A 22,246-nucleotide genomic window follows, 5' to 3' on the forward strand; every position below is an offset into this window, starting at 1 on the left:
CATATAGTTGTGTGGCAAAATGTTTTGCACTAGTTATGCTACTTCGTTTTCCATAACAGTTGAAAAATTAGTAGCAAGTTGTTGTGAGTTTATGTATTTTGAGGCTGTAATGGTCAAAGGTACATGAAGTATGATCAGAGTTAAAGGTGCAAGAGAGCATAATTTGCAGGGTATTGATGTCAATATACCAAAAAATAAGTTAGTTGTTATAACTGGACTAAGTGGTTCTGGTAAGTCTAGCCTTGCATTCGATACGATTTATGCAGAAGGCCAACGCCGATACGTCGAAAGTCTATCGGCTTATGCACGTCAATTTCTTAATATTCAAGATAAACCAGATGTTGAGTCAATCACAGGCCTCTCTCCTGCAATATCAATTAATCAAAAGTCGATCTCAAAAAATCCAAGATCAACTGTTGGAACCGTTACTGAAATTTACGATTATGTACGTTTGATATATGCACGAGTGGGAATACCTTATTCGCCTGTAACTGGGTTGCCAATAACGAAACAGGCTGTATCTCAAATTGTAGATACTATTATAGCATTACCTTTAGAAACTAAAATATATATACTTGCTCCTATTGTGCGTGGCAGAAAAGGAGAGCACTTCAAAGAGATATTGGAAATTAAAAAGCAGGGTTACGTGAGACTAAAAATAGATGGTGAAACATACAATATAGATGACTTGCCTAAACTCGACAAAAACAAGAAACATGATATTTTTGTTATTGCAGATAGAATCTCCATGTCAGATGATATAGGAAATCGACTACCAGGCAGTATAGAATCAGCATTGAGGCTGGGCCATGGCTTAATGTATGCAGAAATAGTGAACTTACCTGATAACCACAATTCCGAGTATAAAAATGGTCAAACTTTAACTTTCTCAGAGAATTTTGCATGTCCTGAGTCTGGCTTTACTCTTGAAGAAATAGAGCCAAGATTGTTTTCTTTTAACAGCCCCTACGGTGCATGCAGTTCATGCAGTGGGCTCGGTAAAAAACTAAGTGTTGATGCAAAGCTAATAGTGCCAGACGAAACGCTCTCGATATCTGAAGGTGCTTTAAAGCCAATTGGATCAATGTTCCGTCAAGTGCATACAAACTATGGATTGCTAAAAAATGCAATTCTATCACTGGCTGAAAATTGCAAATTTAGCCTTGATGTTCCGTGGAAGAATATAGACCAAAAAGTGAAGGATTTAATACTTTTTGGCTCTAGAGAAATGAAATTTCAAGGTTTGGTCAGTATCCTAGAACGCCAGATGGATTACGATGCATCACTTATTGATAGGTATTGTTCTGTTACTGACTGCAAAGAATGTGCTGGCTATAGATTGAGAAAAGAAGCACTTACAGTGAAAATTGACGAAAAACATATAGGTGAAATATCAAGGCTCAGCATCGATGAATCCCTTAAGTGGTTTGGAAATTTATCAGACAAACTTACAGAACAACAAAGGCAAATTTCAAATAAAATATTAAACGAAATAATCAAAAGGCTGACATTTTTAAAGAATGTAGGGCTAAATTACCTTACACTTGACCGTGAATCTAGCACTCTCTCTGGTGGTGAAAGCCAGAGGATCAGGCTTGCTTCGCAAATTGGCTCTGGTTTAACAGGAGTGCTATACGTGCTTGATGAGCCCTCAATTGGCCTTCATCAATGTGATAATGATCGATTAATTACCACACTTAAAAATCTGAGAGACATGGGTAATACTGTGATTGTTGTTGAACATGATGAAGACACAATAATGGCTGCTGATTATGTGATTGATATTGGTCCTGGAGCTGGCGTGAATGGAGGAAAAATCGTTGCAGAAGGAACACCAGATCAGGTACAAAAAAATTCAGAAAGCATAACAGGACAGTATTTAAGTGGAAAGAAGGAAATTTCAATTTCAAAAAGAAGAAAGCAAACAACTCAGTTCATAAAGGTAGTTAATGCTTGTGAGAACAACTTAAAAAATATAAATGTTGAATTTCCTATAGGGAATTTTATTTGTGTTACTGGAATATCAGGAGGAGGGAAATCAAGTTTAGTGATAGAAACATTATATAAATACTCAGCACACAAGATAAATCATTCATCTGCAAGGCATGGTCAATGCGACAAAATAGAAGGCCTTGAGTATATAGATAAAATTATAGAAGTTGATCAATCGCCAATTGGTAGGACCCCAGCATCAAATCCAGCAACATATGTTGGTATGTTTACTCACATCAGAAATTGGTTTGCAGGTCTCCCAGAGTCGAAGGCACGAGGTTACAATATAGGCCGATTTTCATTTAATACCAAGGGAGGAAGATGTGAAGCTTGTAAAGGTGATGGGCATTTAAAGATCGAGATGCATTTCCTACCGGACGTTTATGTGAAATGTGAGCAATGTAGAGGACAGAGGTATAACCGAGAAACATTGGAAGTTACTTACAAGGGAAAATCAATTTCTGATGTGCTTGATATGACAATAGATCAAGCATGTGACTTTTTTGAAAATCTTCCAATGATAAAGGAAAAGTTGATTTCTTTACAGGAAGTAGGGCTTGGCTATATAACTCTTGGACAGTCGTCAACAACGTTGTCCGGGGGTGAAGCACAACGAATAAAGCTGTCTAAGGAACTATCAAAGCGATTTACCGGGAAAACATTGTATATTCTCGATGAGCCAACAACTGGGTTACATTTTGAAGATGTAAATAATTTACTGAAAATACTCCATAGGCTAGTTGATTTAGGAAATACTGTTATAGTTATTGAGCACAATTTACATGTTATAAAAACTGCTGATTACATAATAGATATTGGTCCAGAGGGTGGAGTAAAAGGTGGCGAAGTGGTTGCTGTAGGAACTCCAGAAAAAGTTGCACAGACTCCAAAAAGCGTTACAGGCAAGTATCTTAAAACATATTTATTGGATCAAGTATCGACTATTTCTTAATAATTAGGTTACGAGGAGCATTTTAAAAGGTATACCTAACATATTTAATTCATGAATCTTCTCTTATTAAAAAAAGCTACAGATCTCATATTTCCAAACGTATGCGTAAGTTGTGAACGTATAATTGATAAAAGTTATGATTTATGTAGTGAATGCAATAAAAAAATCAATTTTTTAACTAAGCATTACTGTAATGTTTGTGGTGTAGTAATTCCAGATAACATTGATACATGTGGTAAATGCATCAGTAACCCTTCACCATTTAAAGTATTAAGATCAGTTTTTGCTTATGATGAACATAGCAAAAATATGATTATAAATTTTAAATTTTTTGATAATTTAAATTATGTGAAAGTCTATGCAAAGTGGATGTACACAACTAACAAAGACATATTTCAAAATGCAGAGGTCATAGTTCCCATACCGCTACATAAAATACGCTTATTTAAACGTAAATATAATCAAGCAGCATTGCTCGCGAAGGAATTAAGTAAGTTATCTAATTTATCTTATACACCATTTGCAATAAAGCGTATTCGTCACACCAAACCTCAAGCTGGTCTTTCACTTAAACAGCGTGAAAAAAAATTGAAAAATACTTTTAAAGTAAGTAACAGCGAAATTATCAAAAACAAAATCGTGATATTGGTTGATGATGTAGTAACAACTGGCGCAACCGCAAGGTCTTGCTCTCAGGAAATTTTAAACTCTGGTGCAAGAGAAGTGAGAGTGCTATCGCTTGCAAGAACTGTATGAAAATCAGCTTTAAGGTATAATTTTCATTTTTGAAAACTGTTTAGTGTCTTAGTACTAACTTCTGTATCATTCCTCTTAAAAAAAAGTCTAGTTATAGTGTATACGGAGTCTATAATTATAGCTCTTTTTCTAATAGTTCGAATAGCTGAATATTCTTTCTGGCTAAATTTTTTATAACAAACCAATGGTTTGATTAAAATCAGGAGAATATGGAGGCAGATATATAACTTCAGCACCGACACTTTTAACAAAGTCACTTATTTTCTATGAAAAGTTGCATTATCCAAAATCACCCAGCAAAAAGCTTGAACTAGCTATTAAAAACGTCTGTATCGCAATAGCCTTCAAAAATCATAGGCGCCATAATTTTTCCCTTATTCAAAGCTGCAATCATATTTTTGAATACTCACTGCATTCAGAAAAAAATAGGTACATGCTAGTGTAATAGCACTGGATGTAATAATTGGAACAAGTAAAAAAGCCTCTATTAGTTTTCTTATAGAGCTGGCTGGTTTAATGCTGTTATTATTCAATGATGCAAAATAATTTTCACTAAGGTTGGCCATCCATTTTGCGCCAGATAAGACCCCCTCACTATTTTTTTAGATAAGTTGACTTGTATTTGCTTTCCCATGTTTATAATTATGCTAATAATAAATATGATAAGATCAGTATATTTTTTTTACTTCCGTGTTTTTTCTATTGTTGTTTATAATGACTATAGTTACATCACATATTTCTTTCAATTAAATAGATCAGTTATTTATTGCAAATCACTGACTTTTTTAATGGATTCTTTTTCTAAATAATTTCCAAAAATGTGTTTACTTTTGTTTGTAATTGTGTAGTAACTGCAACGTAAAGTTATAGGAGGTAAAGATGGATTTTGAAAATCTGAAAAAGATATTAAGTGCAATTGATAAAGATACAAGTGTAAATAAAGATAACGTAATTAATAAAATAAAAGAGGTATTGCGAAGGGAAGATACAATAGCGTATCAAGAGTGGGAAAATAAAAATTTTAGTATAAATCATACATTCATCCAAAGTGATCCTGATGCCGAATTTACATTATTAATTGCAGCTGCAGCAGCTGGCTGTAAGGATTTAGTGAATGTTTTATTAGATAGGCATGCGGATGTTCATGTAGAAGGTGAAAATAGAGAGACTGCTTTGCATCATGCCGTTTATAGTCGATGTGTAGGTGTAGTAAATGCTCTACTAAAAAAAGGTGCTGATGTTAATGTAAAAGACAGAAGTGGTAGTACTCCTTTGCATCATGCTACTTTAAGTAACCATGTAGAGGTAGTAGATGCTCTGTTAGCTGAAGGCGCAAGTGTTCATGTAAAAGATAGAAATGGTAGTACTCCTTTGCATTATGCTGCTAAAAATGGCTATTTAGAGATAGTAGATGCTCTACTAGACAAGAGGTGCAGATGTTTATGAAAAAGATAGTTTGAAGAAAACTCCTTTGTATTATGCCATTATAAATCACCAAGAAGATACGGTAGAGAGTATAAAAGGGTTTTTAAAAAATAAAGTAGTTCAAGGTAGTGTAGTTGTTGGTGGCTTAGTTGCCATGTTAGGGAATTTTGTAACATCGACGCTTTTTATAACCGAGACAATGGAAATTACATTAATATCTGTTACGGCAGCAATAGCTGTATCTGCATCAACATCATTAACATCTGGTTATGCTAAATATCTAATGTCAAAATTCGATAACGAAATAAAAGAAATAAAAGAGCGACAAAACGTAATGGAAGGGAGGCAAAGCTTAACAGAAGGGTGGCAAAATGTGAATCTACAAAGCATACTTATACATAATGCTCTTTCGTAACTTTTTACTTCCGCACTTCTTTAGTGTTGCTTATAATAACTATAGATTTAGATCTTAATTAGAGGCTTTAATTACCTACTTTAAGTTATTGAATTTCTTATCATAGCATTTATCATTCCAGTACCCTGGAATGAAAGAAAAAGAACACTGAATTAAAAATACAACATACCATCTTATATCTTAATACTGCATAATACCTCGATCATAGATTGATTAAGGATGCCTTAAGTTAGTCTTGCTTTACTATGAAAAGCTTGTACTCTTTAAATGTATTATTTATAAATTAACTGTTTATAAGCAAAAATATGTCTAATAGAGCTAATATAACTTTTTTTATAGCTGGTGCTATTGCTTCCCTTACATTAATTACATCTGGAGTTTTTGCTGTAGCTCCTTACGTTGCATTTTTATCTTCAGTTGCAGCTTTAAATATAGCTCCCCCTGTTATTTTTATTTTATTTGCGCTTTCTGCAGTAGTAATTGTGTTTTCATATAAAATGATTTAAAAAAAATAAAAAATCTCAAGAAAACTCGAAAGCTGAAGTCGAAGAGCCGAATAAAGGGTTAAGGAAAGAAGAAAATAAGCTAACTCCAATTAAAGAAGAATTAGAAGATGGAAAGGATAAAGAAAATAAATACGGGTTTAGTGGTCTAGAAGAAAAAGTTCATAGAATTTTAGAGAATTTTGTAACGAAAGATTAAGTGAATGGGTTAAAAAAAGAGGTTAGTGATCTTTCTGCAAGGTTAATTAATAGTCCTGCAACAAAAAATGAAGTAGAAGTAAAGTTGAATATAGCATTTTATGCAAAAGGTGAAGAAAGAGGATGGAATACAACATTTAGTGATATTATATTACCAAGTGACATAAAAGAAAATTTGAGAGAGATTTGTAAATCAAAAAGCGGAGGATATCTCTTAAATGGTAAAGGAGGGACTGGTAAGAGTAGTATTTGTGAAGCGATTGCGAATGAAATTAAATCTCAATTTGCTGTTATACGTATTTCCGCATCTTCCTTATGTAGTATATCGAATATAGATCAAGTTTTTGAGAGGGCAAGAAAAAACACTCCTTGTATAATTATTATGGAAGAGATTGACGGCATTGGTCTAGATCGCAAGAGTGGTAAGAACAAGAATGTAGAATCTTTAACTCATTTACTCGATAAATTGAATAAAACCTTTCTTGAAGAAAATATAGTAATTGCCACAACTAATTGTGCGAATGATTTAGATGAAACACTAGTTAGGCATGAGCGCTTGAGAAAAATTGAGATTCCTGGGCTAGAGAAAGAAAGTATACGTAGGGGGATACTAAAAGAATATCTAAAAGAATTAAGCCAGAGAGATATTGAAACTATTGTAAATAATACTAATGGTTTTTCACCAGCAAATCTGATTGGTTTAGCCAAGTATATAGAAAAGGAGAGGGAAAAAATGAAAAGTAAAGGCAAAAGTACTCCTTTTTCCACTTTATGTAAAAATTTCAAGAAGGAACATAACATAAAAGATGAGCCAGATAAGAAACATCGTAACAGTAAAACTAAAAACGAGGGGTCTTCTGGAAGCTCATTCTCATCTAGAAGCTTATCTAGAAGTTCATCAGTAAGCTCTTCATTGAGTGATGTATCTTCTCGAGGAAGTAAGCGGCAAATCGAGGAATAAAGAGAATTACTACACAGTCTGGGATGACGCCATGCAAGTCGAATCATGTCATTCCAGTGCTTGACAATAGTTTTTATCCAGAAGGGTCATTGAACTTCTAAAAGGGTGTCATTCCAGTGCGTGACGCTGGAATCCAGAAATAAAGAACAATGGATCCCAGTATCAAGCACTGGGATGACAGGAAAAGGGCTACTCGGATGACATCCTTTTTTTCCTGGATACCAGTCGCATGACACTACTATATAGTAGGTCCCAATTTTATCCCAGTCTGGGATCTTCTTTCAAAAATTCAAAACAATCTATTAAAAAGGAGAATATTATGTCTACAATAATTTTATCATCAATTTTAAGTAAAGCGGGCAGTATTTTTGGGCCAATTGGCCAGATTGTTGGCTCAGAACTCGGTGCTCTGCTTGGTTCACAGCTTGATAATGCAATATTTGGTCTTGATGCCGAGCAAAAGATAACGCATGGGGCGAGGCTGAAAAATCTGCAAGTTCAAACCTCAACTTATGGCAAAGCAATTCCAATTATCTATGGCACTGCTCGCATTGCTGGAAACATTATTTGGTCACAGCCAATAAAAGAGGAGGCGATAACCACTCAAAATAAAACAGGAAGAGGTATAAATATTACATATAACTACTATGCAACACTCGCAATTGCAATTTGCAAGGGGAAAGTAGAAAAATTAAATAGAATCTGGGCGGATATAAAATCGCTTAGTTTTGATGAAATAGATTATACTTTTTACCACGGCAGAGAAGACCAAAACCCTGATCCGTTTATGTTATCAATCGAAGGTGAGAAGAATGTACCAGCTTATAGAGGAATATCTTACATAGTCATCAAAAATTTCCCTTTGGCAGACTATAGTAATCGTGTTCCGGTGTTTACATTTGAAGTGCAAACTGCATTAAAATCAAGTGGATTTTCAGTGGCAGAAAATATTAAGAATATCAATATCATACCAGGTTCAGGGGAGTTTGTGTATGATACGAAAATACAGAAGAAAATTGCACGAGAAAAAATAAGCAGTAGTCAATATATTCCCTATGGACCGGTACAAAGAGTAAATCACAATAATCACACAAAAAAGAGCGATGCTATGCTTTCTTTGGACCAATTGAAGGAAAGTTTACCAAATGTTGAATGGGCATCGGTAGTGGTTAATTGGTTTGCAAGCAGTTTGAATATCAAAGATTGTAAAATATATCCTGCAGTTGAATTTCAAGACGATTCTGCTATAGTGCCTGATGATTGGCAAGTGGGAAATATAACCAGGGATAATGCCCAGCTCATTTCAAAAGATAATCATGGAAATCCAAGATATGGTGGTACAGTTAGCGATGCAGCACTAATAAGATATATAGAAGAGCTGCATAGCAGAGGTTATAAGGTGATGCTCTATCCAATGCTCTTGCTTGACACAAAAAACAAAGAGTGGCGAGGAAAATTGAGCGGTACTCCTTAGGATATAAGTGATTTTTTTGAGAATCAGTATAGCAAATTCATAGAGCATTACACGAGCATTGCCAAACAAACTAAAGTGGAAGGGTTTATAATCGGGTCTGAATTTGCGCAGCTCACCAGAGTGAAAGATGTAGAGGGTCACTATCCTGCAGTAGCAGAGCTAGTTAAAGTTGCAAAGCAAGTAAAATTTCAGCTTGGAAAAGAAGTAAACGTAACTTACGCTGCCGATTGGAGTGAGTATCATTCATATGATGGTTGGTATAATATGGATGAACTATGGTCTTCACAGTTCATCGATGTTATTGGCATAGATGCTTACTTTCCACTCACCGATGGCCCAGAACCTCCTTTTGGCTATTCCGCGAAAGATGTAACGGGTGGTTGGAGCAGTGGGGTAGGGTATGATTATTTTTACGATTACTCAAAAAGTGATCCTGAGAAAATAAAGTATAATGACAGCGAATATGCGTGGAAAAATATCGAGAAATGGTGGAGTGAAGTTCATGTAAATCCAGGTGGTAGTAAAACAAAATGGCAACCAAAAATGAAGAAAATATGGTTTACCGAATATGGATTTCCCAGTATGAACGGCTGCACTAATGAGCCCAATGTGTTTGTTGATAAAGGTAGTATAGAGAGTAAATATCCACGATACTCAAACGGAGAGGTGAGCTTTCTTTCGCAGAAAACTGCAATCGAAGGAACATTAAAAAAGTGGCAAAGCTCAGAAATGGTGGAGAAAATGTTTCTCTGGGCGTGGGATGCAAGGCCATTTCCTTATTTCCCAACTTGTGTGATATGTGGACTGACTGCCATAATTGGCAAACAGGGCACTGGATTCAGGGAAAAATTTCACAACTTAATGTTTCCGATGTTTTGTCTGATCTGTTGCAAAAGGTAGGTCTCAAAGGCGATCAGTTTGATACAAGTGATGTTAAAGGATTACTATCTGGGTATGTAATAAATGATCAGCAACCCGTACGCTCAATTATTAAAATGCTGCGAAGGTGCTATTTTTTTGATGTGGTTGAACAGAACTCAAAACTGAAATTTATTCAAAAGGGCAGGGGAGTGAAAACTGAAATACCAATTGGCGAGATGGTTACCAATAACGTTGCAAAACTTGTTAATATTAGTCAGCTAGATTTAAATAGTAAAGTCAATGTTGTTTATTTTAACCGCAATTTTGGCTATCCAATTGATGTAAAATATGCTGAACTGCCAAAGCAGGGCAATGCTGCAACAGTTCCAATACCGCTCATTATGGAGGAAGGGGAGGCGCAAAATATAGCTGAAGTTTTACTTTATTCTTCGTGGCAAGAGAGAAATGTATACAACTTTAAGCTCCCGATAAAATATGCATGGCTTTTACCAAGTGATGTCATAGCAATTTCAGATGGCGAGAAAAGACATACGATGAGAATTATAAAAACAAAGTTTGAAAGCATGTCCATTCAAGTAATGGGAGTTGGTTATGATCCCTCTATATACAAGCTCTCCTTTCCTTCAACAAGATCACTTATGCTTAAAGAATACCCTCCTTCTCGCGTCAGTAAATCTATCGTGGAAATGATAGATTTACCGTATATTAAAGGTAATATCGCAAGTTTTACTTTAATTAGTGAAGAGGAAGGTTGGAAAGGAGCAACGCTTTTTATTTCGTATGATGATAAAAATTATAAGCCCATCGCGAGCGCAAATATACAATCTACTTACGGATATGTAATCGAATTTACCGATGAGGGAATTACAGTAGTACTGCGTTTTGGTAAGATAGACGTCATGAGTCCAACTGTGTTAGCGCTGGTTGGAAAAGAGGTAATAAAATTCGAAAGAGCAAAGCTCATAGGTAAGAATAAATATCAGCTTATCGACCTAATTAGAGGCCAAGAAGGTACTAAGAAATATGAACACACCACAGGTGAGAAATTCATTCTACTTGATGATTCAATAATTTCTTTTGAAGTGCAAAAAGGGAGAAAGTTTTATCTTAAGGCAGTCACTTACGGTGATTCATTGGAAAATACGAAAGCGAAACTATTGATCAAGAACTTCAGCTAACCAACAGTTATATTGATTTACACTTTATTAAAAAATCCACTATACTATTAATATAGCGATATAGTAAGGTAAAATTATGACTAATAGTATAAATAAATTATCAAATGAAGCACCAATAATACTAACTTGGGTACCAAGAGTACATGGTGCATCTTTACCGGACGGTAAGAATAGCAAACTTAATTACTTAGAAATAATTACAAATCATAAATCAAAAAACAAAGAGGAGAGGGACATATATCTGGTTATAAATGGTCCTGGATTTGAAGAAAATCAAATAGATTATTTAAAACATGCACTAGAGGACACTAAAGGAGTACATGTTATAGACTTGCATCAATATGACTGGAGTGAAATAGACACAGGATGGAAAATAGATGGTAAAGACATTAGCATAAAGGATTTCTTTAAGAATATGTATAATATGTCAGAGGAGCAAAGAACATATTTTGCTGTTGAAATAGATACTTTTAGATTAGTTGCTCTGGCACTCTTAAAGCAGTTTACAGGACACGAAGGTGGGATATATATAGATTTTGATTCTTTAAAAGCCATTGACTCTCATATAGGGAAGGATATAACAATTCCTGAGGGAATTTTATTAGGAAATGTTATAGCGTATTTTCTTGATCAAGAAGGAAATACGAACTACACAAGTGCAGTAGATATAAAGAACTCAAATCATTATGACGAATATAAAAATCTAATGATTTTTACAAATAATGATTGCATTGCGATAAATAATTCAAGTGTAGCAGTTAATATTTTGTCTGATTATAAAGATAAAATATTAAGCCAAAAAGAGGCTTGTAATGAGGTTAAAAAGCGCTTATCTACAGCTTTAGAACAAGAAGAAGAACTTGCTAAAGGAGTTTCCTTATTCACAAAAGATGAAGAACTCAAAAATGAGATAATTAAACAAACAAAGGAAAAGATTAAAAAATGCGTTTCAAACTTTGAAAGCAACGGAATACAAGAGCTATATAATATCGAGAACTTTCAGTGTATTAACAACGCGCTTGGTGAATTTAGCTTAAATTTTGCTCAAATGAGTACAGCACGAGTTCTTATTGTTCAATTATGTGATGGTGAAAAAGTGAGCAAATGTCCATCATTTTCTTTTAATTGTAACAATGGTAATTATGTTCCCGTACTAGAAAGTGATTTATCCTGGATGAAAGGAAAAGATCTATACCATGAACGAGTAGATAACAAGCTGGAAGAAGCAGAAGTAGACCAGATAGCAATGAAAAATCTATCGCTTGCATAACAGTTGTTAAAGATAGAAAGTCCTTTAAAGCAAAGGTTCTAAATAATTGACAGTCAATAAAATATAACACTAGTATTAATCTATGTGATAGAGGGAATAATATGTCAAAAAAAATAGTTAATGCACTGAAAGCTAAAGTAAAAGGGCTTAAATATCAAAATTTGAAAGCTAGGGAAATTGACTATCATCTTACATATATTGATCTTATCAGAGTGAATAACGTGATCATTAATGGTACAGTAGTAACCAATGAGGTTATTTGTCAGCTGCTAGTAAGTATGAGAGGAGAAAGCACAATTTTTCATGAAATGTTTCAGTACGCTGGCGCAACAGTTCCAAATGATTTGATTATTAAGGAGTTGGCAGCTCACTATAATCAGTCAGGATATGTTAAATTTCTTTATGAAAGTTATTCTTCAATAGGGGATTGGGAAAAAATTGGACTCAAATTATTGGCGAATTTTAATGGCAAAAGAACCTTTCGTATGGATTGCTATGACCCTAATCGTTTAAAATTTAGCTTTAGTATGGAAAGAATTCCTGTAATTGATACTGAAATTCAGTATTCTGATCATTTTCATGAGGTGTGCAATTTATCCGGCTCAGTAGAATTTAAACTGAAATATAAAGATGGAAATGTGACATATGAAGATGGTAAAGTGTTGCTTACAATTCCTAAAGCATTAGAAGACTACAGAGCTGGTAATGACAATCTGCTCGATAAGCTTACTGATATTATTAACAAGGTTGTTGAATATTTAAAAAAGCTCTGTGAGAAATTGGGCTTTAAGTTTGATACAAAAATAGAGTACAATTCTGAGCGTAATATAAACATAGAGCACAACCTTGGCAAGCCACTGCTGGTGATGGATGAACCAGATATATATGCTGTCAATGGCTTAAGGCACAGAGAACACTGAAGCTTTTCCTAAAATATTTTAGCTAGAAGCAAGGACTTTTAGTTGAGTTTTTTTGCTAAAATCTCATTATAACATAAATGTGTTAAGGTAAAATAATGATCGGTAATGTAAAAAAATTATCAAATGAAGCGCCAATAATACTAACTTGGGTACCAAGAGTATATGGTGCATCTTTACCTGATGGTAAAAACAGTGACTTTAATTACTTAGAAATAATTACAAATCATAAATCAAAAAACAAAGAGGAGAGGGACATATATCTGGTTATAAATGGTCCTGGATTTGAAGAAAATCAAATAGATTATTTAAAACATGCACTAGAGGACACTAAAGGAGTGCATGTTATAGACTTGCATCAATATGACTGGAGTGAAATAGACACAGGATGGAAGATAGATGGAGAGGATATCAGTATAAAGGAATTCTTTGAGAATATGTATAATATGGAAGAAAAGCAAAGAATGTATTTTGCTGTTGAAATAGATACTTTTAGATTAGTTGCTCTGGCACTCTTAAAGCAGTTTACAGGACACGAAGGTGGGATATATATAGATTTTGATTCTTTAAAAGCCATTGACTCTCATATAGGGAAGGATATAACAATTCCTGAGGGAATTTTATTAGGGCAAGTTACTGCACATGTTAATCAAGAGACCGGCAAAATTATTAAAACGGATTTAAATAATGATCTGATTGCAGTAAGTTGTCCACATATAGCGATTAATATTTTATCTCAATATAAAAGCGCAATACTGAGTCAAGAAAAAATGTGCTATGAGTTAGCAGAGCGTTTATCTAATTTTGTGAAAAAAGAAAAACTACGGTTTTTTGCTATTTATAAAGGGTTGGGAGAGAAACAGCTGTTAGATGATGAAGCGAAGAAAAAAGGGAAGAGTGTTATAGAGGAATTAGATAAGATAGAGCACAAAATAGTTGATCTAAGAAATGGTAAGATAAGAGAACTATATGATCCGCTAGTCTGTCATTATTCTAGGTATCGTGAAATAGGTTTAAATTTAGGTCAATTTTATACCGTGGAAGTAGTCCGTAATGAATTGATCGGTCAAGACGAAAGCAAACTAGGGCTATTTTTTTTCGAAAAGAACAATGGCAATTACGTTTGTACAATAAATGGTGACCTATCCTGGATGAAGGGAAAAGATCTATACCATGAACGAGTAGATAACAAGCTAGAAGAAGCAGAAGTAGACCAGGCAGCAATGGAAAAGCTATCATTGAAATAAATTGTTGGAACTTTCTATCATCAAACAGTGCGAAGTAGGGGATGTGTTCTTCGAAATGCAGCTAAGAAAAAGATTTTGCCTTAAAATAGTTGCTGCGGTGGCAACATCTGCGTTAGCGATTGGTGGGATTACATATATAATTTTGAAGCCTAATTCCGAACGAAAAATAAGTGCAAATCTTTGAAGCATAACCTTTACTTATTGTGGAAAATATGGAATAAAAATTAGTGTTAAAATTAATACATATAATATGAAATTATGATATGGCAAAAAAAAATAGTTAATGCATTAAAATCTGAAGTGGAAAAGCTCAAGTATGCTGATTTAAAATCTGTGCCAATAAAATCAGATTGTTGGAACTCTGGTTACAACACATATATTGACCTTAGTAGATCGCACAACCTTACTATTAACGAAAAGGAAGTAACCAATGAGCTTGTCAAGGAGCTATATTCAAAACATAAAGATCTCATTTTAGAAGATGAGAATGGAAGAAAGAACTATAGTCCATTTCTTAAGCAAATTTTCATAAAAATATTTGAATATGCTGGTGCAGAAGTTCCGAGTGACTCTATCATGGAAGAATTGATAACTAACTATCATCAAGAAGGGTATAATCATTTTCTGTTTCTTCATATATTAAAGGCTCTTTCTCCATTTGGCTTGCTTGTGTTAGATTCTAGCATAACAATAACTTATAGTATGGATTGCCGTGACTCCAATTGTCTAAAATTTAATTTTAGCATGGATTGTATAAAGGTGTGCAGCAGTGATCTTGTTAATGATATTAAAACACCAAATTTTCACAGTTCAATAAAATTTAAGTTAAAATCTAAGGGTAGAAGTATAACATATGAGGATGGTAAAGTGCTTATTACTATTCCGAAAGAGCTGAAAAATCATAAAGCAAGTGGTAGAAATTTTTTTGATATTGCTACTGAACGTTTTCAAGAATTTTGTGAGAATTTAGGATGTAATTTTGAGACAAAAGTGGAACATAGTCTAGGTGAACCACTTAAAGTGTTAAAAGATGTAAACACATACCATGATAAGAACTTAAACTTGAACCAACAGTTAAGTAATTCAAGATAAGATATTGAGATTCGCATTTTTAAAGCTAGAAAACACATTCATTGAGAGAATAATTTCGCTACTGAAAGCAAAAGGCGTTTTTATAATCTTCTATCTACTACTCCCTCATGAACAGACACGTTAATCTCATCTAACTGCTCACTAACTTCTTCATTACTTGGCAAGTGTCCTCTAAGAGATAAGTTACGTACTGCATGCTGACATCGATCCAAAGGAGTTTGTAATCGCTCAACATATACTTTTGCTAGCAACTCAGCGTCAATTAGCGCTCCATGTAACTCCCTACTCTCTAGTGATATACCAAAACGCTCACACAATGCACTTAAAGAAGCCGGTGGTCCAAATTTCTTTCTTGCAAGCGGTAATGTATCTAACACTCTGTCTGAAGAGATTAATTTGGCATTCAGTTTACCAAGTTCCATGTTCAAAAATTTAATGTTAAATCCAGCATTGTGAATTACCAAAGTATCGCTAGATATAAAATTAAGAAATTCAGATGCAATCTCTGAAAATAATGGCTTATCCTTTAGAAATTCTTCGCTGATACCGTGAACTTTAAATGCACCTTTGTCTATGCTCCTTTCTGGGTTGATGTATCGATGAAATACTTTGCCTGTTGGAATATGATTAATTAGTTCTACACACCCTATTTCGATAATTCGATGGCTATTGACATCAAGACCTGTAGTTTTAGTGTCAAGTACTATTTCACGCAGCCCATCTTGTTTGAAAAGTTCTATACTTAACCTACTACTAGGATCTGACTGACTATTGGTAGCTTGTATCGTTTTTTTTCTTTTAGCTACTAATTTTTTTGTAGCACCTTCACCATCTTTTACTCTAGAGTGTCCAGGCGCTTCGGTTATTGAGCTTTTTTTTATACTATCAAGGATAACTTCTTTATCATTTAAGAATTTTTTACCGTTACCTTCTACATAAAGTGAGGTGAGATTTTTGAGTGCTATATCTCCTCCATAGTGGTGGCGCCACACTCCAACAATGTTGTTGTTTTCTACATTTAATAAAGTAAGATTTGGGAGACGTTTGCTGCTAATCAAAAATGCAAAACCTCTGTCTCCAATATTGTTATTACTTATTTCAAGTAAAGTAAGGTTTTTTAGATTGCATTGACCTATATATCCTGCACCTTCAAAACCGAGTTTATTGTTCCTTAGAGTGAGCGAAGTAAGATGTGTAAGTTTACTTAACTCTTTTACATCTTTACTATCAATCTCTACATTTATTAAATTAAGCATCGTTAATGCCTTTTTTACTCTGTAGAAAGTTTGCTAGCTCTCTTATATCAATTTTAGCACTTACATCTGATATTGTTAAAGCTTTATCATGTACATATCCACTAAAACCCACCTTACCCTCTGTTAATATACTATGTAAATATTTTAGCTGGCATCTCAGTGGCTGTCAATTGCTTATATAAGATCTTAAACAGCTGGTTTAGGTGCTGTAAAATTCGTACTTTTTGTGATCAGCTAAGTAAAAAGTCAAGCCTAGGGCAACTCACTAAGCTTTTCTGATTTATTGTTATACAGTTCTTGAGTTTTTTTCTTCCTTTACAAAAGAATCTGTTACTAAATCCTTTAAAGTTTCACCAGGCTTTTCTAGCAATTCAGGTTTAAGTAAATACTCAAGTTCATATATTGCTGCTGTAATTGCTATAGCAGCTAAAGCTGCAATTAAAAATGGTGAACTTATTTCTTCTGTTATGAGTGTTAAAGTTATTAAACCTCCTAGAAGCCCAATTACTGGTGGAACAATAATTGCTGCACCTCTTTCCCATAATTGTGTTTTCTGTACTCGCCCCCGTATTAACAGAAAATATGGTGAAGGCGCCGGGTACTGCCCTCGGGTCCAATTCTTTTTTTTGCTCTGTTTCTTTTTCTTGCGTCGTTTACACTCTCCTTTTTTTTTCCTTCAAGTGGAATTTCTTTAACTTGGACTTGCTGAAAAAATGTTACCTTTCTTTTTGGCTTTATTTTGTCAGAAAAAGAACATTTTGATAACTCAGTGTAGTCAACTTTTTCGTTAGAATCGCCCATAACTTTTTCGCTTCATCAATACCTATATTAAATTATACTCTAAATAAGGTCGAAATATTAATTACTATATTAAACTGTACTCTGAAAATATTAAGATATTAACTACAAGCCTTGAGCCTGTTAAAATCTTCTTCAGCGTGGTACGATGACCGAGTCAATGGGCTTGATGCAACTACCAAAAAGCCTTTGGAATAAGCAATATATTTATAATGCTCAAACTCTTCTGGGGTAACATATCTATCAACCTTTACATGCTTTGGAGTTGGTTGCAAATATTGACCAATTGTAATGAAGTCAACTTCGGCGCTACGTAAATCATCCATAACCTGAAAGATTTCTTCTTTTTTTTCTCCAAGACCAACCATAAGCCCTGACTTCGTGAAAAGTTTAGGATTAATCTGTTTCACCATCTTTAGCAAATATAGTGAATGAAAATAACGAGCTCTTGGTCTTATTTTTGCATACAGCCTTGGTACTGTTTCGATGTTGTGGTTATAAACATCAGGTGATGCAATAGCTATTGCTTCAAACGCTCCTTTCTTATTTAAAAAATCAGGAGTGAGGATCTCTATTGTTGTTTCCGAAGTTATCTTTCTAATTTCTTCTATACACCTTATAAACTGATTTGCACCACCATCTGGTAAATCGTCACGGTCAACAGAGGTAATGACAACGTGCTTTAAATTTAACTTTTTTATTGCTTTTGCTAAATTTCCTGGTTCATGAGGATCGAGCTTATCAGGAATGCCAGTTGCAACGTTGCAAAACGCACAAGCACGAGTACAAACAGAACCGAGAATCATCACAGTAGCATGACGTTTATTCCAACATTCACCAATATTTGGACACGCAGCTTCTTCGCATACTGTATGTAAGTTATGTAGCTTAACAGTATTTAAGGTTTTATTGAATACTTTACCAGCTGGAGCTTTTGCTCTGAGCCATGTAGGCTTACTATGCATTTGAAACAGCTAGCTCTACCTCTTGTTTTGCTAAAACTTTCTTTAATCTTCTTTTTATCTTTTGCGCTTCTTTACTTAGTTTAATTGTTTTTGTATTGAGCAAGAAAGCATCAAGATCACCTTTGTAATCTATAGTTCTTAAAGTTCTTGTTGCTATACGAAAGCTAAACTTTTTGTCTAATATATTACTCGTTAATGTAACCTTATGTAAATTTAAGAGAAAGGTACGCTTTGTTTTACGATTTGAGTGCGATACCTTATTACCAAAAGACTTTTTTCTATTTGTTAATTCACAAATTCTACTCACTTCAATATACCAATTTATCCTATGTAACTAGGTTAACCTGATATAGTTAAATAGTCAACTCCCTTGCTTGATTTTTATACCGTATACTGCTTTATAGCCAAAAAACACTGTAATTTTTTCTATTACAAGAGAAACCATATGCTGCATTTCTAATGCTTTACTGCCATTTGTTACTAACAGATGCAGAACACCAGAATTTACGTTTTGTGCGTATGAGATCTTTTGTGGTTTTGTACATTCTGCTAATTCCTCTCCAACTATACTTTTCCAGTTTAAAATAAGACGTATTTCATTTTTGCTGATCTTATTTTTCATGCATTTTAATGCATAGTTTTCTATTATAGATTTTAATTTCTTTGGCCCGCTATATTTAAACATCTTTCCAGTGCTTAAAATTAAATTATATTACAACTTTCTTATACAAAAAACTAACTTATTGTTTTCATGATCCTCGGCCTCACACATAAAAAGCAGTATTTGTATATCTAGCATTTGCCAGAATTTTGTGTTTCCTACCTTGTAATCATTTTTAATTTTAATTTGTTAAATTATTATGAAGCTAATTAAAATTCGGGTAAAGTATAGTATTTCCAAGAAAATTATCTTTTTACTGTATGCAGTAATTTTCTTATAGCTATCTGTTTTTTAAGATCTTTCTGCAATCCAAGCTGCTTGAATGGCCTCTAATATTTTTTCATTACAATACTTTTCATCATCATCAAACTCTTCTAAATCCAAGACTTTTCTTTTAAGTTCAGTGAATCTAATACTAATTATATCTTCATTTGGAAATTTCTCTTCTAGAGCTTCTGCAATATCTTCTATATCAAGCCATTTCATACTTTTTTAATAAATTAAACTGGTGCCCATGGGGAGACTTGAACTCCCAAGGTTGCAAAACCCACGGATTTTAAGTCCGCTGCGTCTACCGATTCCGCCACACGGGCCTTATGTTGTTTATCTAGAGTAAAATTCTACTACTAAATTGACTTCCATGTCTGCTGAATAGGGGACTTCGGAATATTGAGGCGCTCTCAAATACTTCACTGAAAGTGCTTTGCTATCTGCCTCTAAATAATCTGGAGCCTTACGTTCTTGTTTTTGTTCAGCCTCTATTAATATAGGAATTTTTGCTGCTCTTTCCCTTATTTTTACTATATCACCAGGCTTCACTCTATAACTTGATATGTTAACCACCTTATCATTAACTGTAACATGTTTATGAGATATAAGCTGTTTTGCCGAGTAAATTGTTGGCACAAAACCAGAGTGATATAAAACAGAACTTAACCTTGATTCCAAGGCACCAATAAAATTATCAGCCGTATAACCTTTTCTTTTGTAAGCATCTAAAAATGTACGTCTAAGCTGCTTACTTGAAATTGCATAGTAGAACTTAAATTTCTTATGTGCAGCAAACTGCTTACCAAAATCAGATAACTTCTTAAATCCAAGAATACCATGCTGACCTGGAGGGTATTTTCTTTTATTGACTGAATCTTTTGCTCTACCCCATAAGTTTACACCAAGCCTGCGACTGATTCTATACTTTCTATTGATAACAGTTGTCATACAAAAATTCTCACAATCTAACTATAAATTATTAATGATTTTAACATTAAGTGTCAACTTGTTTTTACCACTATGATATAGTATACTTCACTTTTAAGTTTTCCTATTAATACATGAATCATCTACTACTAAAATCCATGGCAAATGCTGTCCGCTTTTTATCAATTGATGCAGTACAAAAAGCAAATTCTGGACATCCAGGTATGCCACTTGGCATGGCAGATGTTGCCACTGTATTATTTGCTAAATATCTAAACCATAACCCTGATGATTCTCAATGGATCAGTAGAGATCGTTTCGTCCTATCAAATGGTCACGGTTCAATGTTGCAATACTCTATATTATATCTGACAGGCTACATTAGTATAGATGAACTAAAAAACTTCAGGCAACTTACATCAAAAACTCCAGGTCACCCAGAATTTGGCTTAACTTCTGGTATAGAAGCAACAACAGGCCCGCTTGGTCAGGGATTTGCCACTGCTGTTGGCATGGCACTTGCTGAATCGATTCTTGAAAAGCAGTTTGAAATCAGTCACTACACTTATGTAATGCTAGGAGATGGTTGTCTTATGGAAGGTATAAGCCATGAAGCAGCGTCCCTTGCTGGGCATCTTAAATTAAATAAGCTGATAGCACTTTTTGACGACAATGACATCTCTATAGACGGCTCTACTAGCCTCTCTTGCTCTGATGATGTAGAAAAGCGTTTTTCAGCGTATGGATGGAATGTTGACAAAATCGATGGGCATGACTTTGATGCTATATCCCTTGCAATAGAGCAGGCGCAAAAGTCTGATAAACCTACACTAATCTGTTGCAAAACTATTATCGGAAAATTTTCAAGCCGTGCTGGCACATCTTCTGCTCATAGTGGTGCCTTTACAGAGGAAGATGTAAAACAGATGAGAGAAAAATTAAATTGGGACTATGAACCATTTCATGTACCAGAAGATGTGAGAAACGCTTGGATAGAAACAGTTAAGAGGGCAAAGCAAAACTATACATCCTTGATCAATAAAGAACTACAAAGAAGACTTGAGAAACGTTTGCCGAATAATATCGAGAGTGATTTGGCTGATCTGAAGAAACAAATATGTAAGCTAATGCCAAACGAAGCTACTCGATCTTCTTTCGGCAGAGTAATGGAACTATTAACTAAGTCTATGCCAGAACTAATTGGTGGCTCTGCTGATCTTACCGGTTCAAATTGTACTAAATATAAGCATATGCAGACAATAGATAGTAATAATTATAGTAGCTCTTATGTCCACTATGGAGTGAGAGAGCACGCTATGGCAGCTTGTATGAATGGTATGGCTCTTCATGGTGGAATTATTCCTTATGGTGGAACTTTTTTAGTATTTTCCGATTACTGCCGCCCTGCTATACGTCTTTCAGCTTTGATGAAACAGCAGGTTATATATGTAATGACTCATGACTCAATTGGAGTAGGAGAAGATGGTCCAACTCATCAGCCAATAGAGCATTTAGCCTCTTTGCGAGTTATACCAAATCTATATGTTTTTAGGCCAGCTGATGCAATTGAAACTTTAGAGTGCATTAGCATTGCACTTAAAAAAAAAGAGTCACCTGCACTATTTGCGCTTTCAAGGCAGAATATTAATTACATGCACTCTTATACTGACCAATTGGCCAACCTATCAAAATTTGGTGCATATATACTATGCGAATATTCAGGGAAGCTAGAAGTGACGATATTTGCTACCGGATCTGAAGTTGAAATTGCAGTTGAGGCAAGAGAAAAATTACAGGAAAAAGGTGTAGGTACAAGGGTCATTTCTATGCCGTGTTGGAGGCTTTTTGACGAGCAAAGTGATGAATATAAAGGGGCAATATTAAATAATGACAGCATTAAAGTTGCAATTGAGGCTGGAAGTGAAATGGGTTGGCATAAATATGTAGGCTCAAACGGTATATTTATTGGCATGAAAAATTTTGGAGAATCAGCACCTTATGAAGCTCTTTATAAGCATTTTAATATTAGCGCTGATTATGTAGTAAAATGTGTTTGTGAATAACACTTTTTGTCATTACGCTGCGCATAAAATTACTTAATGAACTC

21 protein-coding genes, 1 tRNA gene and 1 pseudogene are annotated in these 22,246 nt (G+C 34.4%); 14 read left to right on the forward strand and 9 right to left on the reverse strand.

Annotated elements, in window-relative coordinates; translation table 11 throughout:
• Positions 1 to 130 precede the first annotated feature (130 nt).
• Positions 131 to 2,944: an excinuclease ABC subunit UvrA gene (gene uvrA, locus OPR44_RS02830; protein WP_010405033.1), complete on the forward strand. Its 2,814-nt coding sequence runs from the start codon at positions 131 to 133 to the stop codon at positions 2,942 to 2,944.
• A gap of 51 nt (positions 2,945 to 2,995) precedes the next feature.
• Positions 2,996 to 3,700 (forward strand): ComF family protein, encoded by a 705-nt coding sequence (locus tag OPR44_RS02835; protein WP_265015273.1) that lies wholly within the window; start codon positions 2,996 to 2,998, stop codon positions 3,698 to 3,700.
• Between the two features lie 115 nt (positions 3,701 to 3,815).
• Here the strand turns inward: OPR44_RS02835 and OPR44_RS02840 are convergent.
• Positions 3,816 to 4,097 (reverse strand): annotated as a pseudogene (locus tag OPR44_RS02840) (transposase); the annotation flags it as partial.
• 482 nt (positions 4,098 to 4,579) lie between these two features.
• Here OPR44_RS02840 and OPR44_RS02845 point away from each other — a divergent pair.
• The 11 genes from OPR44_RS02845 (at position 4,580) to OPR44_RS02895 (ending at position 15,262) form a co-directional block, all read left to right on the forward strand.
• The gene (locus OPR44_RS02845) at positions 4,580 to 5,146 is read left to right on the forward strand and encodes an ankyrin repeat domain-containing protein (protein ID WP_265015274.1); all 567 of its coding nucleotides are present in this window, start codon (positions 4,580 to 4,582) and stop codon (positions 5,144 to 5,146) included.
• A gap of 10 nt (positions 5,147 to 5,156) precedes the next feature.
• The gene (locus OPR44_RS02850; protein ID WP_265015275.1) at positions 5,157 to 5,540 is read left to right on the forward strand and encodes a hypothetical protein; all 384 of its coding nucleotides are present in this window, start codon (positions 5,157 to 5,159) and stop codon (positions 5,538 to 5,540) included.
• Positions 5,541 to 5,845: 305 nt separating this feature from the next.
• Entirely contained in the window at positions 5,846 to 6,046 is a 201-nt protein-coding gene (locus OPR44_RS02855) for a hypothetical protein (RefSeq protein WP_265015276.1), read from the forward strand.
• Between the two features lie 196 nt (positions 6,047 to 6,242).
• Positions 6,243 to 7,202 carry an AAA family ATPase gene (locus OPR44_RS02860; protein ID WP_265015277.1) on the forward strand — a complete coding sequence of 320 codons (960 nt, stop codon included), beginning with the start codon at positions 6,243 to 6,245 and terminating at the stop codon, positions 7,200 to 7,202.
• A 319-nt stretch (positions 7,203 to 7,521) separates the two neighbouring features.
• Complete coding sequence (locus OPR44_RS02865) at positions 7,522 to 8,676, forward strand: hypothetical protein (RefSeq protein ID WP_265015278.1); 1,155 nt, start codon at positions 7,522 to 7,524, stop codon at positions 8,674 to 8,676.
• Between the two features lie 75 nt (positions 8,677 to 8,751).
• The gene (locus tag OPR44_RS02870) at positions 8,752 to 9,576 is read left to right on the forward strand and encodes a baseplate megatron protein TIM-barrel domain-containing protein (RefSeq protein ID WP_265015279.1); all 825 of its coding nucleotides are present in this window, start codon (positions 8,752 to 8,754) and stop codon (positions 9,574 to 9,576) included.
• The gene (locus OPR44_RS02875) at positions 9,474 to 10,736 is read left to right on the forward strand and encodes a phage tail protein (RefSeq protein ID WP_265015280.1); all 1,263 of its coding nucleotides are present in this window, start codon (positions 9,474 to 9,476) and stop codon (positions 10,734 to 10,736) included. The genes OPR44_RS02870 and OPR44_RS02875 overlap by 103 nt, the downstream gene beginning before the upstream one ends.
• Positions 10,737 to 10,812: 76 nt before the next feature.
• The gene (locus OPR44_RS02880) at positions 10,813 to 12,006 is read left to right on the forward strand and encodes a hypothetical protein (protein WP_265015281.1); all 1,194 of its coding nucleotides are present in this window, start codon (positions 10,813 to 10,815) and stop codon (positions 12,004 to 12,006) included.
• Between the two features lie 101 nt (positions 12,007 to 12,107).
• Positions 12,108 to 12,926: a hypothetical protein gene (locus OPR44_RS02885; protein WP_265015282.1), complete on the forward strand. Its 819-nt coding sequence runs from the start codon at positions 12,108 to 12,110 to the stop codon at positions 12,924 to 12,926.
• Positions 12,927 to 13,021: 95 nt separating this feature from the next.
• Positions 13,022 to 14,170 carry a hypothetical protein gene (locus tag OPR44_RS02890; RefSeq protein ID WP_265015283.1) on the forward strand — a complete coding sequence of 383 codons (1,149 nt, stop codon included), beginning with the start codon at positions 13,022 to 13,024 and terminating at the stop codon, positions 14,168 to 14,170.
• Between the two features lie 258 nt (positions 14,171 to 14,428).
• Positions 14,429 to 15,262 (forward strand): hypothetical protein, encoded by an 834-nt coding sequence (locus tag OPR44_RS02895; protein ID WP_265015284.1) that lies wholly within the window; start codon positions 14,429 to 14,431, stop codon positions 15,260 to 15,262.
• Positions 15,263 to 15,342: 80 nt separating this feature from the next.
• On the opposite strand, the gene dnaQ is transcribed toward OPR44_RS02895, so the two are convergent.
• From dnaQ to rpsD, 8 genes are all read right to left on the reverse strand, one after another.
• On the reverse strand, positions 15,343 to 16,002 hold the full coding sequence (gene dnaQ, locus OPR44_RS02900) for a DNA polymerase III subunit epsilon (RefSeq protein WP_406829276.1): 660 nt from the start codon (positions 16,000 to 16,002) through the stop codon (positions 15,343 to 15,345).
• Positions 16,003 to 17,088: 1,086 nt separating this feature from the next.
• Entirely contained in the window at positions 17,089 to 17,319 is a 231-nt protein-coding gene (locus OPR44_RS02905; RefSeq protein ID WP_265015285.1) for a hypothetical protein, read from the reverse strand.
• 98 nt (positions 17,320 to 17,417) lie between these two features.
• Positions 17,418 to 18,281, reverse strand: coding sequence for a lipoyl synthase (gene lipA / locus OPR44_RS02910; RefSeq protein WP_265015286.1), 864 nt, complete (start codon positions 18,279 to 18,281; stop codon positions 17,418 to 17,420).
• Positions 18,274 to 18,588 carry a 50S ribosomal protein L28 gene (gene rpmB, locus OPR44_RS02915; RefSeq protein WP_006012685.1) on the reverse strand — a complete coding sequence of 105 codons (315 nt, stop codon included), beginning with the start codon at positions 18,586 to 18,588 and terminating at the stop codon, positions 18,274 to 18,276. Before rpmB ends, lipA begins: the two co-directional genes overlap by 8 nt.
• Before the next feature lie 54 nt (positions 18,589 to 18,642).
• Entirely contained in the window at positions 18,643 to 18,966 is a 324-nt protein-coding gene (locus OPR44_RS02920; RefSeq protein ID WP_006012687.1) for a DUF721 domain-containing protein, read from the reverse strand.
• 267 nt (positions 18,967 to 19,233) lie between these two features.
• Complete coding sequence (gene iscX, locus OPR44_RS02925) at positions 19,234 to 19,428, reverse strand: Fe-S cluster assembly protein IscX (RefSeq protein ID WP_007302643.1); 195 nt, start codon at positions 19,426 to 19,428, stop codon at positions 19,234 to 19,236.
• A gap of 20 nt (positions 19,429 to 19,448) precedes the next feature.
• Positions 19,449 to 19,535, reverse strand: a tRNA-Leu gene (locus OPR44_RS02930).
• Between the two features lie 10 nt (positions 19,536 to 19,545).
• The gene (gene rpsD, locus OPR44_RS02935) at positions 19,546 to 20,160 is read right to left on the reverse strand and encodes a 30S ribosomal protein S4 (protein ID WP_006012690.1); all 615 of its coding nucleotides are present in this window, start codon (positions 20,158 to 20,160) and stop codon (positions 19,546 to 19,548) included.
• Positions 20,161 to 20,273: 113 nt separating this feature from the next.
• Between rpsD and tkt the strand changes: the two genes are divergently transcribed.
• Entirely contained in the window at positions 20,274 to 22,202 is a 1,929-nt protein-coding gene (tkt, locus tag OPR44_RS02940) for a transketolase (protein WP_265015287.1), read from the forward strand.
• The last annotated feature ends 44 nt before the right edge of the window (positions 22,203 to 22,246 follow it).

This window comes from Wolbachia endosymbiont (group B) of Camptogramma bilineatum (assembly GCF_947251825.1).
Classification (GTDB): Bacteria; Pseudomonadota; Alphaproteobacteria; order Rickettsiales; family Anaplasmataceae; genus Wolbachia.

Coding starts and splice junctions, on each gene's coding strand:
- tkt (WP_265015287.1), top strand. CDS start 20,274: ATGAATCATCTACTACTAAAATCCATGGCAAATGCTGTCCGCTTTTTA.
- iscX (WP_007302643.1), bottom strand. CDS start 19,428: ATGAAATGGCTTGATATAGAAGATATTGCAGAAGCTCTAGAAGAGAAA.
- OPR44_RS02880 (WP_265015281.1), top strand. CDS start 10,813: ATGACTAATAGTATAAATAAATTATCAAATGAAGCACCAATAATACTA.
- uvrA (WP_010405033.1), top strand. CDS start 131: ATGATCAGAGTTAAAGGTGCAAGAGAGCATAATTTGCAGGGTATTGAT.
- lipA (WP_265015286.1), bottom strand. CDS start 18,281: ATGCATAGTAAGCCTACATGGCTCAGAGCAAAAGCTCCAGCTGGTAAA.
- OPR44_RS02845 (WP_265015274.1), top strand. CDS start 4,580: ATGGATTTTGAAAATCTGAAAAAGATATTAAGTGCAATTGATAAAGAT.
- OPR44_RS02875 (WP_265015280.1), top strand. CDS start 9,474: ATGTGGACTGACTGCCATAATTGGCAAACAGGGCACTGGATTCAGGGA.
- OPR44_RS02835 (WP_265015273.1), top strand. CDS start 2,996: ATGAATCTTCTCTTATTAAAAAAAGCTACAGATCTCATATTTCCAAAC.
- rpsD (WP_006012690.1), bottom strand. CDS start 20,160: ATGACAACTGTTATCAATAGAAAGTATAGAATCAGTCGCAGGCTTGGT.
- OPR44_RS02905 (WP_265015285.1), bottom strand. CDS start 17,319: ATGGGCGATTCTAACGAAAAAGTTGACTACACTGAGTTATCAAAATGT.
- OPR44_RS02890 (WP_265015283.1), top strand. CDS start 13,022: ATGATCGGTAATGTAAAAAAATTATCAAATGAAGCGCCAATAATACTA.
- OPR44_RS02885 (WP_265015282.1), top strand. CDS start 12,108: ATGTCAAAAAAAATAGTTAATGCACTGAAAGCTAAAGTAAAAGGGCTT.
- OPR44_RS02920 (WP_006012687.1), bottom strand. CDS start 18,966: ATGTTTAAATATAGCGGGCCAAAGAAATTAAAATCTATAATAGAAAAC.
- OPR44_RS02855 (WP_265015276.1), top strand. CDS start 5,846: ATGTCTAATAGAGCTAATATAACTTTTTTTATAGCTGGTGCTATTGCT.
- OPR44_RS02865 (WP_265015278.1), top strand. CDS start 7,522: ATGTCTACAATAATTTTATCATCAATTTTAAGTAAAGCGGGCAGTATT.
- OPR44_RS02895 (WP_265015284.1), top strand. CDS start 14,429: ATGATATGGCAAAAAAAAATAGTTAATGCATTAAAATCTGAAGTGGAA.